The organism is Rhodococcus sp. RCBS9 (assembly GCF_029457415.1).
GTDB classification, from domain to species: Bacteria; Actinomycetota; Actinomycetes; order Mycobacteriales; family Mycobacteriaceae; genus Rhodococcus_F; species Rhodococcus_F qingshengii.
The window spans coordinates 2,738,099-2,752,830 of record NZ_CP120422.1 but is presented as its reverse complement, the minus strand read 5'-3'; the positions used below and the strand labels follow the sequence as shown (position 1 = coordinate 2,752,830).

Annotated in this window: 16 protein-coding genes; 5 read left to right on the top strand and 11 right to left on the bottom strand. The window is 62.5% G+C overall.

The annotated features are described in order from the left end of the window. Window positions 1-9: 9 nt before the first annotated feature. On the bottom strand, window positions 10-951 hold the full coding sequence (locus P0M12_RS13040) for a cytochrome c oxidase assembly protein (protein WP_007736006.1): 942 nt from the start codon (window positions 949-951) through the stop codon (window positions 10-12). A gap of 126 nt (window positions 952-1,077) precedes the next feature. On the opposite strand from P0M12_RS13040, the gene P0M12_RS13035 reads away from it, so the two are divergent. Beyond that, window positions 1,078-1,722 (top strand): thioredoxin domain-containing protein, encoded by a 645-nt coding sequence (locus P0M12_RS13035; RefSeq protein ID WP_030535837.1) that lies wholly within the window; start codon window positions 1,078-1,080, stop codon window positions 1,720-1,722. On the opposite strand, the gene P0M12_RS13030 is transcribed toward P0M12_RS13035, so the two are convergent. From P0M12_RS13030 to P0M12_RS13020, 3 genes are read right to left on the bottom strand one after another with little or no spacing between them, the layout of a single operon-like run. Next, on the bottom strand, window positions 1,723-2,670 hold the full coding sequence (locus tag P0M12_RS13030; RefSeq protein ID WP_277377833.1) for a M56 family metallopeptidase: 948 nt from the start codon (window positions 2,668-2,670) through the stop codon (window positions 1,723-1,725). It lies immediately after the preceding gene. Then, a complete protein-coding gene (locus P0M12_RS13025) occupies window positions 2,667-3,026 on the bottom strand; it encodes a BlaI/MecI/CopY family transcriptional regulator (RefSeq protein ID WP_063315268.1) in 360 nt (119 codons plus the stop codon). Before P0M12_RS13025 ends, P0M12_RS13030 begins: the two co-directional genes overlap by 4 nt. A gap of 28 nt (window positions 3,027-3,054) precedes the next feature. Next, window positions 3,055-3,684, bottom strand: a complete 630-nt coding sequence (locus tag P0M12_RS13020) for a M23 family metallopeptidase (protein ID WP_064113814.1) — start codon at window positions 3,682-3,684, stop codon at window positions 3,055-3,057. Window positions 3,685-3,863: 179 nt separating this feature from the next. Between P0M12_RS13020 and P0M12_RS13015 the strand changes: the two genes are divergently transcribed. Both P0M12_RS13015 and P0M12_RS13010 read left to right on the top strand, forming a co-directional pair. Next, the gene (locus tag P0M12_RS13015) at window positions 3,864-4,790 is read left to right on the top strand and encodes a cation diffusion facilitator family transporter (protein WP_054782294.1); all 927 of its coding nucleotides are present in this window, start codon (window positions 3,864-3,866) and stop codon (window positions 4,788-4,790) included. Window positions 4,791-4,944: 154 nt separating this feature from the next. Further along, window positions 4,945-5,490: a ferritin gene (locus tag P0M12_RS13010; RefSeq protein WP_030535839.1), complete on the top strand. Its 546-nt coding sequence runs from the start codon at window positions 4,945-4,947 to the stop codon at window positions 5,488-5,490. Here the strand turns inward: P0M12_RS13010 and P0M12_RS13005 are convergent. The 4 genes from P0M12_RS13005 to P0M12_RS12990 are packed head-to-tail and all read right to left on the bottom strand — an operon-like array spanning window position 5,487 to window position 9,023. Next, complete coding sequence (locus P0M12_RS13005; protein ID WP_003944129.1) at window positions 5,487-6,305, bottom strand: alpha/beta fold hydrolase; 819 nt, start codon at window positions 6,303-6,305, stop codon at window positions 5,487-5,489. The genes P0M12_RS13010 and P0M12_RS13005 overlap by 4 nt on opposite strands. Before the next feature lie 53 nt (window positions 6,306-6,358). Next, entirely contained in the window at window positions 6,359-7,273 is a 915-nt protein-coding gene (locus tag P0M12_RS13000; protein ID WP_277377832.1) for a DUF5926 family protein, read from the bottom strand. A gap of 11 nt (window positions 7,274-7,284) precedes the next feature. Next, on the bottom strand, window positions 7,285-8,049 hold the full coding sequence (locus P0M12_RS12995) for a glycerophosphodiester phosphodiesterase (protein ID WP_003944175.1): 765 nt from the start codon (window positions 8,047-8,049) through the stop codon (window positions 7,285-7,287). After that, entirely contained in the window at window positions 8,046-9,023 is a 978-nt protein-coding gene (locus tag P0M12_RS12990; protein ID WP_277377831.1) for a DUF4328 domain-containing protein, read from the bottom strand. The genes P0M12_RS12995 and P0M12_RS12990 overlap by 4 nt, the downstream gene beginning before the upstream one ends. Before the next feature lie 415 nt (window positions 9,024-9,438). On the opposite strand from P0M12_RS12990, the gene P0M12_RS12985 reads away from it, so the two are divergent. Then, complete coding sequence (locus tag P0M12_RS12985; protein ID WP_277377830.1) at window positions 9,439-11,220, top strand: hypothetical protein; 1,782 nt, start codon at window positions 9,439-9,441, stop codon at window positions 11,218-11,220. A gap of 16 nt (window positions 11,221-11,236) precedes the next feature. Continuing rightward, a complete protein-coding gene (locus P0M12_RS12980) occupies window positions 11,237-12,166 on the top strand; it encodes an LLM class F420-dependent oxidoreductase (protein WP_058038067.1) in 930 nt (309 codons plus the stop codon). 15 nt (window positions 12,167-12,181) lie between these two features. Here the strand turns inward: P0M12_RS12980 and P0M12_RS12975 are convergent, their stop codons facing one another. The 3 genes from P0M12_RS12975 to P0M12_RS12965 all read right to left on the bottom strand — a co-directional run bounded on the left by P0M12_RS12975 (window position 12,182) and on the right by P0M12_RS12965 (window position 14,720). Then, entirely contained in the window at window positions 12,182-12,778 is a 597-nt protein-coding gene (locus tag P0M12_RS12975) for a hypothetical protein (RefSeq protein WP_223304488.1), read from the bottom strand. Between the two features lie 111 nt (window positions 12,779-12,889). Continuing rightward, complete coding sequence (gene msrA, locus P0M12_RS12970; protein WP_020905733.1) at window positions 12,890-13,603, bottom strand: peptide-methionine (S)-S-oxide reductase MsrA; 714 nt, start codon at window positions 13,601-13,603, stop codon at window positions 12,890-12,892. Next, complete coding sequence (locus P0M12_RS12965) at window positions 13,542-14,720, bottom strand: acyltransferase (RefSeq protein ID WP_047272742.1); 1,179 nt, start codon at window positions 14,718-14,720, stop codon at window positions 13,542-13,544. The genes msrA and P0M12_RS12965 overlap by 62 nt, the downstream gene beginning before the upstream one ends. Window positions 14,721-14,732: the final 12 nt, after the last annotated feature.

The window sequence follows — 14,732 nt, the reverse complement described above, 5'->3', positions numbered from 1 at the left end:
GCCACCGGCCTACCGAGTCTCAGGCCGCTCGGCGGCGTTCAGTGATCTGAGGAAATTGTTGTACGCCTCAAGATCACTGTCGCCGTCGATCTCGGCGCGGCGGTCCAGGTCGGCATTCATCCGTTTGTCGTCGCGGTTCCAGCGCATCGCGAAGATCACGACCACCACCAGCGCGACGGGCTCTCCGTACGACCACGCGAGGGCGCCCGCCAGCTGCTGATCCTGCATCACGTCCACGCCCCACTCCGGAGGCGGATCCACGAACGTGGTCAGCAGCGGCTTTGTCGCCATCATGAGTACGACGCCGATGAACACGTGCAGCGGCATCTCCACGAACAGGTCGAAACACCGGCCGAGGTAGCTCTGTCGCACCGGCAGTGGGCCGGTGGCGAGCACCGGCATGATGAATAGCAGACCGCTGGCGAGAAAGAAGATCTCGAGAAAGACGTGTCCAGCCGGTAACGCCGAGACGGTGTCGAAGATCGGCGACAGGTAGATCCCGTAGTAGCTGAACAGAAATACCGGGATCGTGAACCCGGGGTGCAGCATCCACCGCGCCGGACGGCTGCGCAATGCCGAGAGGGCAAGCGCGAGAATGCCTTTTCCTATTCCTCGGTGCGGCGTCGAACGTAGTAGCAGCAGTCCCGGCGAGCCCAGTACCCAGAGCGGCGGGATCGCCATCGAGAGCGTCAGGTGTTGGAACATCCAGACGCTGAAGAGTTCGTAGCCGTAGCTCTCGACCTTCAGTCCGGTCACCGCGATCAGCAGCAGGCACCCACCGAGGAAACACGCTGTCCGATGCCACGGCCATGGTCGCCCACTCGCGCGAACTCGCTGAGCGCCAGTCCAATACCAGAGTGCAAGAACAACTCCCAGGGCAGGAAGAAGCGGGAGGGATGAGGTATCCCACTCCAGCATCTGCCCGATCGACGGCGGCGGCGTGTCATTCACGAACGCTTCACCGGCGGGTCCTCCTTCGTCTCCATGCGGGTACCGTCGACTCTACACCTAACTACTATGTTGGATAGTATTTAGGAATTCGACGGAAGGTACAGGTGCACAGCAGTGTCCAGAAGCATGAAGATATCCGCCGCCCTGATCGCGGTGTTCGCGGTAGCACTGATCACGTTCATCACCGTCGATCCGATTCGGGCAGACAACGAGAACGCCGATCGGGCAGCACAATCCACCGCCGTCCTCACCGACGACGCGTACCGATTGACCTCGGCCGCCGACGGCAAGGTAAACCTGGTCGAGTTCCTCGACTTCGAATGCGAAGCCTGCCTCGCGCTGTACCCGACGATGGAGCGGATCAGAGCGGAGTACGAGGATCGAATCACGTTCGGCATCAGATACTTTCCGATTCCGAGTCACACCAACAGCACTCTCGCGGCGCAGGTCGTCGAATCCGCATCTCGCCAGGGCAAATTCGTCGAGATGTACAAGCGAATGTACGAGACGCAGTCGCAATGGGGTGAATCCGCCGAATCACAGGAGGCGCTGTTCCGTTCCTACGCACAAGATCTCGGACTTGACATGGCCCGATTCGAATCCGACCTCGGCAGCCGCGGCGTCCGCGAGCGGGTCGAGCGCGACTTCGAAGAAGGCCGACGCCTCGGCGTCCAAGGTACTCCGACGCTGTTCCTCAACGACGTGAAGCTGGACCAGATGCCGAGCTACGAGCAGTTGAAAGCCCAGATCGATTCGGCCTTGGGAGAATGATCAGGTCAGAACAGCGCAGATCCCCGCGGAGACGGCCACCGTCACGGCTGCGGCAACGGCCGTCGTGACAGCGGCCGGCACACAGGCCGCCACCGCGCAGGTCAGTCGCCGAGGCGACGCCACGTCGCCGTCGACCAGGGAACTCAATCGCACCGCGGTCGTGCTGCCGCGATCGCTCAAGCTCCAGTCCGGCTGAGGAAGCGGCGATTTCGACACCACGGCAAGGGCGGAACGCACCGCAGCCGGGCTGGTGACGCGAGCGGCGTGTCTGTCCGCCGACAGTTCGACGATCGCGCCGACGGCAGCGGGTGCCGCCGCGAACAACGGCACTCGCGGAAGAACAGCGGCCAAGACTTCGCACGCACCGACAATTCGGTGATGACCGCCGCTCAGGTGTGCACGCTCGTGCGCGAGGACAGCATCCCGCTCGCCTCCACTGAGAGCGGATGACAAGCCTTGCGTCGCAACAACAAATCCAGGCTTTCCGGCGACGCTGTACGCCATAGGCAGCGGATGATCCAGCCACAACACGTCGGACTCCGAGTTGTCGCGGCGCGCGACGATCGAGAGAACATCACGATGGAAATCTCGGACCCTCGCGTGCTCACGTGCCTGCTTGCGGCCGGCCAGCACGATCCGAACGGCGATCACACCCACCACAGCAACGGCTGTGCCGGTGATCAGTTCACCCACCCATGAACTCGTGCCGTGCGCGAAGGCGCTGAAACACCGAGCGATACCGTCGACCAGCCCCTCGACCGGCGCGTGGCTCGGCCACACCAGAACCAAGACCGCGGAGAGAGCGAGATACAGAGCCGACGCCATGCTGCCGAGCCACGCCGCGAGCAGCACCGCCGGTGACAACGCCGAGGAAACGGCTCGCAACACTCTCGGAACCAGGAATCCCACGAGCATCGCACCGAGAAACATCGGCAACGCCAATGTCATTGCACACCTTCCCCGGAAAGACCCCGGCGCAGGGCCTCGTTCTCGGCATCTGTCATGGTCTTGGCGAAGTGCAACAGCACGGCAGCGGAATCGGAACTGCTGTCCAACAATTCGCGCAGCGCTCTGGATGTGGCCTCTTCACGGCTGCGACTCGGCCGATAGAAGTAGGCGCGACTCTTCTTCTCACGACTCACCCAGCCCTTGTCGAAGAGATGCGTCACGACGGTCAGGATCGTGGTGTACGCAAGTTGTCGACGCTCACCCAGGATCTCGACCAGATCCTTGACCGAGAGCGCGTCGTCGGACTGCCAGAGCACATCCATGACCTCGGCTTCGAGTCCGCCCAGCCCCTGCATTGCTCCTCCATCGCGTCGTGACAGAACTTCAGTCGCCCGTGGTCTTCTCCCCGAACGACACGCCCCGGGAATTCAGGTACACGAGCGGATCGGTCTTCTGTCCGTCAGATTGCCACACCTCGTAGTGCAGGTGTGGTCCTGTCGATTGTCCACGATTGCCCACGGTCGCGATCAACTCACCCGCCCGCACCTTCTGACCCGCAACCACGAGCGCCTCGTTGATGTGTCCGTAGACGCCGACGGTCCCGTCGTCCTGCTGGATGCGGACCCAGAGCCCGAATCCCGCGGCGGGACCGGATTCGAGCACCACACCGTCGGTCGCCGACACGATGGGCGTTCCGATCGCGTTCGCGATGTCGAGACCGTAGTGGGTGGTTCCCCACCGTGGACCGAAGTTGGACGTCATCGTCCCGCTGACGGGGGCCATCACCTGTGGCTTTTCGGCCTCGTACGCCAGCGCCGCTCGCTCGGATTCGAGCTGTCGCGTCTTGCCGAGTTGTTCGGCTATTCCGGCAAGATCCGTCGACCGGACAAGGTCGAGGATCTCCGGCGCCGACACCGCAGATGCATCCTCGACTACAACCGACGGCGGCGACGCGTGCCCGATGGAAGTGCCGGACGCGAGGATTGCACCCGTCGCCACGGAAACCGCGGCCATGCGCCCGCCGGGTCTGATCGGCTCGGATTTTCGATGTCTTCCCACTTCTCGGTCCTCGCGTCGATGACAAATGAAGGTCTACGCCGCCACCTTACAACTATGTTGCATAGTTTTTAAGACATGCACTATTGCGCATATATGCATATGTGTCTAGGCTGGCGTCGACGAAAGGACCTTCGATGTCACACGGACACGGGCACGGAATCTCCCCCGCCGAGGCTGCGACCAGCAACAGCGGCAAGCATGTCAACAAACTGTGGATCGCCGCCGGCCTCGGGTTGGTGACCTTCGTGCTGCAGGTGACGGTCGGCCTCTTCACCTCGTCATTGGCCCTGCTCTCGGACTCGGCGCACGTGTTCACAGACATCTTCGGCATCTTCATGGCGCTCGCCGCGATCCTCGTCGCACAGCGTGCCGCCCGGCGCCCCGACCGTACTTTCGGCATGTACCGCACGGAAGTGTTTGCGGCACTGGCCAATGCGATCCTGCTCTTCGCAGTCGCCGGGTGGGTGCTTTACGAGGCCGCCAGCCGCTTCACGGATCCGCCCGAGGTTCCCGGCCTTCCCGTCGCGACAGTCGCCGTCGTCGGTCTGGCGATGAACGTCATCGCCTTCCTCATGCTGCGCAGCGGCGCGAAGGAAAGCATCAACATCCGCGGCGCCTACCTCGAAGTCATGGCGGACATGGTCGGGTCCATCGGCGTCCTGGTCAGCGGCTTGGTCACGCTTGCGTTCGGTTGGCGCTACGCCGACCCCGTCATCGGCGTCGCGATCGGCCTCTTCGTCTTGCCACGTGCCTTCAACCTGGGCCGCCACGCCGTTCGCATCCTCCTCCAGCAGGCTCCCGACCGCATCGACGTCACCTCGATCATCGAGAAGATCAACGCTCTGCCGGGAGTCGTCGACGCGCACGATCTGCACGTCTGGACACTCACCTCGGGGATGGAAGTTGCTTCCGTTCACGTCACCGCGGTCAGTGACGCCGATCCCACAACGGTGCTCGCAGCAACCCGAACCTTGCTTGCCGAGGAATTCGAACTGGGGCACGCCACCGTACAGGTGGAACTACAGGGAAGCGACGGTAAATGCGCGGAACTCGCCTGGTGAAATGGACATTCCTAAATGAAACATTCGAATTCACCGGGCTCGATAACCTCACCGAATTCGAAGAAAAATTAGGTCTTCTTTAGTTTGGGAACGCTTACCACAATAAGGTCATACTGGGATGACAGGGCCTCTGACCTGCACTATCTTGGAATTCATGACTTCTGGGGAGACTCACATGACCAAATTCCACGCACTACTCCGAGACCAGATTCGCAACGAGTTCAACGCTTCGCATCAGTACATCGCGACAGCGGTTTACTTCGACAATGCGGATCTGCCACAGCTGGCAAAGCACTTCTACAAGCAGGCTGTGGAAGAGCGTAACCACGCCATGATGATCGTTCAGTATTTCCTCGATCGCGACATCAATGTCGAACTCACCGGCGTCGACGCCGCGAAGGCCGACTTCAAGGATGCCCGCGAGCCCATCGCTCTCGCGCTGACGCAGGAGAAGACGGTCACCGAGCAAATCGTCCAGCTCGCGAGCACTGCCCGCGAAGAAGGCGACTACCTCGGCGAGCAGTTCATGCAGTGGTTCCTCAAGGAGCAGGTCGAGGAAGTTGCAAGCATGACAACACTTCTCACCATCGCGGACCGCGCAGGCGCCAACCTGTTCGACCTCGAAGACTTCGTGTCCCGCGAGATGAGCACCGTCGGTGACACCACCGGTGCACCGAGCGCAGCCGGCGGAACCATCTAGCCTGCAGCACTCACGGATTTTGCCCTCGAGCCGAACGGTTCGCTTCCTGCCAGCAGGATCGAACTGATCAGCTCGGGGGCATCTGTCATCGGTACGTGCCCAAGGCCGGGCAGAACCATCAACTTTGCCTGCGGGAACGGCTTTTTCACGCGCTGCGCCTGATACACGGGCAGGATGAGATCGCGTCGACCCCACGCAACCGTCACCGGCACAGTGGGATCCACGATGGGCGGCAGCACGAAGTCCATCTCGAGACCGAGATCGACGAGTTCGTTCGACACGAGCGAACGGCAGTCGGCCAACGCCGCTGCATAACCGACATGACTCGGATGAGCGAAGAACGCGGCGAGCGCCGGATAGCGAATCAGCTTGTACCGCAATGCGCGTGGCAATCCGTCACCCATGAGCTTGGCTGTGCCGCGCAGTGCACGGAACGTGTTGATCGCTCGCACCTGATCGAGGTGATTGACAAAGAACCCGGCCGGCGAAAGAGCTGTCGCCGACGCGACATCTCCGCGCGCTGCCAGCGAGAGGGCAATCCAGCCGCCGAGGGAGTTTCCCGCGACGTGGGCACGCTCCCCCGCCGGCGTCACTTCCTTGACGAACTCACTGACATCGTCGATCAGCTGTCCCATGACGTCCGGACCGAGTTCGGGCAGCAGCGACTCTCCGTGACCCGGCAGGTCGACGGTGACGACGCGGCGGTACGGCGTCAGCTGGTCCAAAAGCGAATCCCACGCCTGCCGTCGATGGACGATGCCATGGACGAGCACAAGCGTGGGACCACTACCGGAGATGTCATGCGACAAGGTCATGTCACCAACATTAACCGTAACTTCGCGTAACGCCTATAGTTCGGGCGAAAAAATCAGCGCAGCGTGACCTGACGACCACGAAGTCCGTCGCGCGAGCGAAGCTCGGCCGAGGTCAGCGGAGCATCGACGGCCAGAGCCTCGGCAAGACGCTCACCGAGCTCGACGGTTGCCGCTACCCACTCGTTTGCATGCTTTTCGCGGTCGACGTCGAAGACGGGAACCAACAGGCCGTGGGTGCGGAACGAGCCTGCGTAGCGCGAGCCCTCACCCAGATGCAGTCCACCGGTCGCGTGCACGCGCGCCAGCGCGAGCATCAGGTCGTCTTCGCTCTCGGGACGAACCCAACGCAGGTGCGCCTTCTCGCCGGCGTCGACCCACCACGCGGCAACGAGGCCGTCGCCTTCGAGGCGTGCAGAGGGCATGATCGCCGAGTTGGCGTGCTGCACGGTGGCGGCAACCTCGGGATCGGTTTCGACGCCCTCGGGGATCCACCAGTTGAAGTTCTGGTGCACGGTGATGTCGAGCAGTGCCGAGGGATCGACGACAGCGGTGACTGCGGGGGTCTCGGAATCGGGGTTCGCGGCAGAAAGCGCGTCGCCGGGGGCCGCGTCCTTGATCCAGTTCACCGAAGCGGCGAGGTCTGCGCCGAGGTCGGCCGAGTGCGCCTGAACCTGGACACCGACAAATCCTGTGGCCGTCTCGCCCTCGTCGCGGACGAGTGCGGCAACAGCGCCGGGGAGGACCGTTGCCAACGTGACGGGACGGTCGGAGCCGATGACCGGCAACGGAGCCGTGGCGGACGGAACGAATTCGCGCAGCGCGACCAGATCGCACTCGGCGGCAAGGCCCTCGAACGGGCGGCTGACTACGCCGGCAGCGGCTTCACGCTCTGCTTGGCGTGCCGCCAGCTTCTCTGCGCGTGCGCTGCCCTGCTTCGGTCCACTGTTTCTTTTGCTCTTCTTGGCCACGAGGGCAAAATCTACACGCTGCCCAGCCATTGCTTCGTGCGCCCGGGATGGTTGGTGGCAACCCAACTGACCCCGAGCTCACGACACAGGTCCACATCCGCCTTGTCGTCGACGGTCCAGCAGTACGTCGCGCGACCCGCAGCAGCGGCCCGATCGACCAGATCGGGATGTTCGCGCAGAGCCTTGATCGACGGCCCGATCGCCGTAGCGCCCACAGCCGTCGACGCACCGCCGCCGAGGTACCGCGACGCGTCACCGAGCAGGACCGTCGGCAGCAGCGGTGCCGAACGACGCACTCGCCACACCGCACTCGCCGAGAAAGACATGACGACAGCGCGCGAATGATCGGCCGACGGCGGTGACGCGATCCCGAAGCGGTGCAGTTCCGCCAGGAGTTTGGCTTCGACCAATCCGCCGAACCTCACGGGGTGCTTGGTCTCGATGAACAGCTTCACCGGGCGCGCAAAATCCAGAGCGAGGGTGATGAGATCGGAGAGAGTCAGCAGTTCGGCCGGTTCGCTCGTCGACCCGTAGTCCAGAGCGTTCAGCGAATCGAGCGTCATCTCGCTGACGATCCCCGTCCCGCTGGAGGTGCGGTCGACCTTGCGGTCGTGAACGCAGACCAGGTGTCCGTCGCGGGTGAGCCGGACGTCGCATTCGAGCCCGTCGGCACCCTCCTCGAGGGCCAGTTCGTAGGCGGCGAGGGTGTGCTCCGGCCGCGCAGCCGACGCACCTCGGTGCGCAACGACGAGTGGACCTCGACGATCTGGGCTCACAGGGCAGCGGTCTCCTTCTCGTCCAGCACCGTCTTCTCTTCCAGCACCGTCTTCTCTTCCAGCACCGAGCGCGGCACTGGCACCCACCGGGTTTCCGATTCCGGTTCACCGCGCCAGCTCTTGCGCTCGATCCGGCGGATCACGACGAGTGTCAACGCCGCGGTGACGGCAGCGATCAGTGCGATGAAAGCGTTCAGCAGAACCCCGTCGGCCATTGCCTGAATCCCCGGGCGTGATCGCCAGTACGCGTTGACCACCAGCAGCAGAGCGCTGAATGCCCAGAAGCCCCACCAGATCTTGACCAGCAGGGTTCCGCGCGGATCGCGGCGGACCAACTCGAAGAGATAAACGGCCGGCATCACCAGGTTGAGGATCGGCACAGCGCAGCCGACGACAACTTCCGACGCTGTGCGTGGATCGGATTCCCGGACACCTGCGAAGTGTTCACGACGCCGACGAAGCAGCCAGCACACAGCGACGATTGCCGCGAAGACCGAGATCAGCAGTCCACCCAACTGAGTGAAGTACACGGCGGCGTCGGAGACCGTGAGCAACGGCTGCGGGATCAGCCTGGTGCGGTTGCGGACCAGGATCGCGTATCTGCCCAGTTCGGCGAACACCGCCAGTCCGTAGAGGATCGTTGCGAGCGTCAGCAACGGCCCGACTCGGTCGGCCATCCGGTCCGCTCGCGAGGGCGGCACCGGTGAGGTATCGACGACGTCCTGGAGTCCCCACTGCGGGACAGCGTCGTAGCGCGGAGTGGAGAAGCTACGACGCACTGGTGCGTCCCCCACGCCGCGGGGGTCGGACGGGGAGCGCGCGATCCAGCGGAAGCCACGGCGGTTGGGCGGTTGGTAGATCTCGGTGCGGGTGGGGATCAGCAGGACGCCGCTGCAGCGCGGGCACCACTGCGTCGGGCCGCCGACGACAGGCCAGCGTGCGGCGCACCGGGCGCAGACCTGAACGACACTCACAACTTCGATTCTGTCACGCCGTATCGGTAACGGCAGCAAATGGATTCACTCCCGATTTGTGATCGAACCTCCACCGCGTTCACCTGCATTGTTCGAATAATGTGACCTCCGCCACTTAAAAACTCGAGTTATCCACAGTTTCCACAGGTTCATCCACAGTTCTGGATGAATGAATCGGGCTTTATCCACAGGTCACGGGCAAGACCCTGAGAATTTGCTGACAGGTGTTAGCGAACGATGCACAGGCTCGAGGATGAATTTGACACCGCAGGTCAGTGAACTTTCGGGCGTCGACGTCATTTATCCCGGCAAAGTTCACAATCCATTCAGAAATTGCTCCCGAAAAGACAGAAAAGACCGGTATCCCCTTTTTATGAAAAGTCGGTTTTTGACACACCTGGAAGCATGACCGTCGATGACTTCTCCACAGCCCGAGCCAACTCTGACGTTCACCCCGAGACGGGTCACGCAGCTCGCGTTCGTGTTGATCGGATGTCAGCTCGTCATTCGCGTCTGGGTTGCCGCGAGCAATTACTTCTACTGGGACGACCTCATCCTGATGGGCCGCGGAGGACGCTTCCCACTCTTCTCGAGCGAACTCCTGCTCTACGACCACGACGGTCACTTCATGCCCGCGGCCTTCTTCTTCACCGGGTTGATCGCCCGTATCGCGCCGTACAACTGGGCGCTGTCGGCAACGCTGCTCGTCATCGGTCAGGCCGCCGCGTCGTTGGCGCTTCTGCGCACTCTTCGGTTGGTCCTCGGCCGGCGACCGGCACTGTTGATTCCGCTGCTCCTGTATCTGTTCGTCCCGCTGACACTTCCGGCGTTCTCGTGGTGGGCAGCCGCGCTCAATGCATTGCCGCTCCAGATCGCGCTGGCCTGGGCATGCGGCGACGCGATCAAGCTGTACCGCACCGGGCAGGTGCGCTACGTGTTCTCGGGCACCGCGGTTTTTGTCATCTCCTTGCTGTTCTTCGAGAAAGCAGTGCTCGTTCCGTTCGTGGCACTCGCTTTTCTGGTGCTGTACTTGCGCACACAAGGTGAAGGAACGCCGATACGAAGTGCGATCACGAAGTGCCGACTCCTGTGGACGGCCTGCGCCGCCGTGCTCGCGATCTGGATTCCGGTGTATCTGACAACTGTCGAATCTCCGATCACCGGATACGGCCGTTCGATGTCCACCGAACTGCTGCATCACGGAACGTCTTTGGGGATGCTTCCCACTCTTCTCGGCGGCCCCTGGCGCTGGGAGCGGTGGATCCCCAGCCCCGCCTGGGCCGATCCGCCGACGCTCTTGGTGGTCGCATCCTGGGCCGCGCTGCTGACGACGGCCGTGATGACAGTGCGTGCCCGACGCGGCGCTGCCTGGATCTGGGCTGCCGCGGCGCTGTACTTCCTGGCCTCAGTGGTGGCGATGACCGCTACCCGATCCGACGCCGACACCACTTACGAGTTGGCGCAGACCTTGCGTTACTTCACGGATTCGGCGACGGTGTTCGCCCTCGCCGCCGCTCTTATTCTCGCTGCGCCTCGGCGACGTCCGGCCCGTATACCCGTCGCAGTCGCCGCCGGCCTGTCAGTGCTCTTCGTGATCAGTTCGCTCGTCTCGACCGTCACGTTCGTCGACATCTGGCGCGAGAACCCGACCCGCGACTACCTCGCGAACGCGCGAATGTCGTTGTCACAGAATCAGGATGCTCCACTGCTCGAGCAACCCGTCGCGATCGAAGTGCTCCTTCCCGTCGCCTTTCCGAACAATTTGGCAAGCAACGTTCTCGCGCCGCTGCCTGATCGCCCCGAATTCTCTTCCAGCACTCCGATTCTGCGCACCATCGACGACAGCGGTCAGATCGTCGATGCCGAAGTGACCTGGACGAGAAGGATTCCCGAAGGAACGGCACCGAACTGCGGCACCCGTGCCGAAGGCCCGACCGAGCTCCCCCTCGACGGCCCCCTGGCCGGCTGGGAATGGACGGTTCAGCTCAATTACCTCGCCAGCGCCGACGGAACGATCGATGTTGCGTTGGAGTCCGGCGACGCAGTATCCGTACCCGTCACCCAAGGTTTGCACTCGGTGTTTGTGCGCCTGGTCGGCCACGGAAACAGCGTGAAGATCACGCCGACAACGCCGGGACCGACCCTGTGTTTCGGCGCCGGACAAGTCGGTGCCGTCGTCCCGACCTCCACAAAATAGTGGCAGAGTAGAACTCATGGAGCTGCGTATATTCACCGAACCCCAGCAGGGCGCTACCTACGAACAACTACTGACTGTTGCCCAGACCGCCGAAAAACTCGGCTACGGCGCATTTTTCCGCTCGGACCACTATCTCGCCATGAATTCCGACGGCCTTCCCGGGCCCACCGACGCATGGATCACGCTCGCCGGAATCGCCCGCGAAACGTCCACCATCCGCCTCGGCACTCTGGTGACGTCGGCTACGTTCCGTCACGCCGGACCGCTGGCCATCTCGGTCGCACAGGTCGATCAGATGAGTGGTGGCCGCGTAGACCTCGGCATCGGCGCCGGCTGGTACGAGGAAGAGCACCAGGCGTACGGCATCCCGTTTCCGGCGCTCAAGGATCGCTTCGAATTGCTCGAGGAAACTCTCGACGTCGTGACCGGTCTGTGGCGTACGACGGTCGGCGACACGTTCGACTACGACGGTAAGCACGTGCAGATCAAGAACTCTCCCGCGCTTCCCAAACCGCACCAGGTCGACGGTCCGCCGATCCTGATCGGTGGCACGGGCAAGAAGAAGACTCCGGCGCTCGCCGCTCGGTTCGCAAACGAGTTCAACATCCCGTTCAAGTCCCTCGAGGAAACGAAGGACATCTTTGCGCGGGTTCGTCAGGCTTGCGTCGAGCACGAGCGCGATCCGAACGAATTGGTGTACTCCAACGCTCTCGTCCTGTGCTGCGGCCGCGACGAGGCGGAGATCAAGAAGCGCGCCGAGGCTATCGGACGCGACGTCGACGAGCTACGTGAGAACGGTCTGGCCGGAACACCTTCGGAGCTGGTCGACAAGATCGGCACTTTCGCCGAGGCCGGTTCACAGCGCGTGTATCTGCAGACTCTCGATCTCGCCGATCTGGATCATCTCGAACTCGTCGCAAGCGAGGTCATGCCCCAACTGCAGTAAAGAATGGGCCGGGATCTACAGCGCGTTCGCGTCGAGGAATGCGCGTAGGTCTCGGTCCCACTGGGCCGAGCGGGAACGGTCGAGAAAGACGCGCACCAGCATGAAAGCGATGACCAGCAGCGACATCACGCTGAACCAGGTGAAAACGCCGGTCACCACGGCTGCGACGTCGGCAGCGCTCTGAGTGATCGGAGCTACGGTCTTGTCGCCCTGATCATTGACGTAGATGGGGACCTCGGTGCCGGCGGGCGTCGCCGAGTCGACAGTGACATCACCCGTATGAACCTGGCCGTTCCAGTTCCACTGCGCGCTGGCCATTTCGGTGGTCGGCGCAATGTAATCGGCTGTCGAGGCGGTGGTCTGCGTCGAATCTGCAGTCGTCGTCGCCGAAATGCTGTGTAATTCGGCGGATTGTTTGGCGATCAGTGCGTTCTGGCTCGAAGCAGTCGCAGCCCCTGCCCATACCGCGAGAGGCAGCAGAAGAATCGCGAAAATGATCAGACCGAAGGACATGAACCCTTCGATCCGATCACTGCGGCGAACCATCGGATCGTGGCCTACATGAATGGTGCGTCGGAGCAGCGACGCAGTTCCTCGCGTACTACCTGACATTGTGAGCTCAGTTCTCTCGACGACACACTCTTACATCGAGATTCCCTTTGTTTCGATCTAGTTGCAAGTGTTAACGAGCTGAATCACATGTGTCCTCCAACACCTGTCCAGTTATTCGCTCGGCGGAAGGATGTCCGTCTGCGCCGGAACCTGATCCTGACGGAGCAATCCGACCGGGCAACTGACGCCCGTGGCATGCACCGGGCAGTAACCGCCGGGATTCTTCGCCAGATACTGCTGGTGGTAATCCTCCGCGTAGAAGAAGTCGCGCAGCGGGCCGATTTCGGTGGTGATCGCTCCATATCCGGCTTCGGCAAGCCGTTCACCGAAAGCGACGGCCGACGCATGAGCGATTTCTTCCTGCTCCGCGGACGTCGTGAAGATCGCCGAACGGTACTGCGAGCCCTGGTCGTTACCCTGACGCATCCCCTGCGTCGGATCGTGGTTCTCCCAGAAGTGCGCCAGGATCTGCTCGTAGGAGATCACTGCGGGATCGAAGACCACCAGCACGACTTCGGTGTGACCCGTACGTCCGGAGCACGTCTCTTCGTACGTCGGGTTGGGCGTGAAGCCGCCCGCATAACCCGCAGCGGTCGTGTACACGCCGGGAAGCTGCCAGAACTCCTTCTCGGCGCCCCAGAAACAACCCATTCCTACGACGACGGTCTGCAGTTCGGCCGGAAACGGCGGCGTCAACGGATGCCCGTTGACGTAGTGCGCGGTCGGAACCGGCATTTTCTGCTCTCGGCCCGGGAGTGCGTCCTCAGGCGCGATCAGCGTGGATTTTGCGGACGCTCGTCCCAGAATGTCGTCGTACCAGCTCATGCTTCGATGCTACGCGCGAGCGACTGTTTCGCCACGCCGTGATCGCGCGGGCGCCGGGCAGCTCCACCCACCGGTAGCCGATTTCTGCTACCGCGGCCGTGGCCAGAAGGAAGAGTGCAAACGCCAGCGTCGGTCCGACGTACAAAACGGTGTTCTCGACGACGCGGTACAGGATCAGGGTGTGCACGAGATAGATGACGTAACTACGCGTCGAGAGCCACTTCACGACCGGCCAGCGCGTCGGGACGCCGTCGTAGCGGCCGATGAGAACTACCGCTGCGGCGACTACCGAAATGGTCCACAGATAGTGCTCACCGGCCCAGTAGACGCGGAACTGGGTCGCCACGATGATGACGTGCATCTGGACGAGGACGGCCGCGATCAGCCAGCGGCCGGGAGCGAGCTTCGCCCACGCGAGGTACATGATCTGGCCGAGGAAGACGGCCGGCAGCGTCGCGGCGATCTTGGACAGCATCGGCACGGTGTACGGCAGCGGCGCGTAGACGTTGTAGAGCAGCACCAGCGAGCACAGCGCACCACCGGCGAGCGGCATGACGATCGGTCGCAGCCGCAGTATCGGGCGAGCCGCTACACATGCGAGATAAAAGAGGAATTGAACGGTGAGTGTCCAGGTCACTCCCAGAACTGCTACCTCGGGCTTGAGAAAGAATCCGCCGAGAAAAAAGCTCATCAACGCTTCGGTATCGGAAATACCTTCCTGACCGCTGAACATTCCGTTGATTCCGAGGCGGACCAGAAGAATGGCAATCGCGGTCGCCACCCAGAATGCGGGCAGCAGTCGACTGAATCGGTTGGTCAAGAACTTTCCGGGGCCGTCGCGAATCGCGGATCGCGTCACCAGAGCACCGGTAAGCATCATGAATACTGCGACGCCGACAAAAGAGAGGTGCTGGTTGAGTTCGGCAGGCTCGATCAAAACGCCGTAGACGACGTCGATCACCCACCAACCCGAGCCGAGATCGTCGATGACGTAGAAAGAGATGTGGGAGTAGATCACGGCGGCAACCGCCAGGGCTCGCAGCAGGTCAGCGCCCGGAAGATTCACCCGAGGCGCGGCCGCCTCTGGTGATTCCGGGAGGAAAACTGGTGCGGGCATCGCGCAAGTTTA

Coding starts and splice junctions, on each gene's coding strand:
- P0M12_RS13035 (WP_030535837.1), top strand. CDS start 1,078: ATGAAGATATCCGCCGCCCTGATCGCGGTGTTCGCGGTAGCACTGATC.
- P0M12_RS13030 (WP_277377833.1), bottom strand. CDS start 2,670: ATGACATTGGCGTTGCCGATGTTTCTCGGTGCGATGCTCGTGGGATTC.
- P0M12_RS13025 (WP_063315268.1), bottom strand. CDS start 3,026: ATGCAGGGGCTGGGCGGACTCGAAGCCGAGGTCATGGATGTGCTCTGG.
- P0M12_RS13020 (WP_064113814.1), bottom strand. CDS start 3,684: ATGGCCGCGGTTTCCGTGGCGACGGGTGCAATCCTCGCGTCCGGCACT.
- P0M12_RS13015 (WP_054782294.1), top strand. CDS start 3,864: ATGTCACACGGACACGGGCACGGAATCTCCCCCGCCGAGGCTGCGACC.
- P0M12_RS13010 (WP_030535839.1), top strand. CDS start 4,945: ATGACTTCTGGGGAGACTCACATGACCAAATTCCACGCACTACTCCGA.
- P0M12_RS13005 (WP_003944129.1), bottom strand. CDS start 6,305: ATGACCTTGTCGCATGACATCTCCGGTAGTGGTCCCACGCTTGTGCTC.
- P0M12_RS12985 (WP_277377830.1), top strand. CDS start 9,439: ATGACTTCTCCACAGCCCGAGCCAACTCTGACGTTCACCCCGAGACGG.
- P0M12_RS12980 (WP_058038067.1), top strand. CDS start 11,237: ATGGAGCTGCGTATATTCACCGAACCCCAGCAGGGCGCTACCTACGAA.
- P0M12_RS12975 (WP_223304488.1), bottom strand. CDS start 12,778: ATGTCAGGTAGTACGCGAGGAACTGCGTCGCTGCTCCGACGCACCATT.
- msrA (WP_020905733.1), bottom strand. CDS start 13,603: ATGAGCTGGTACGACGACATTCTGGGACGAGCGTCCGCAAAATCCACG.
- P0M12_RS12965 (WP_047272742.1), bottom strand. CDS start 14,720: ATGCCCGCACCAGTTTTCCTCCCGGAATCACCAGAGGCGGCCGCGCCT.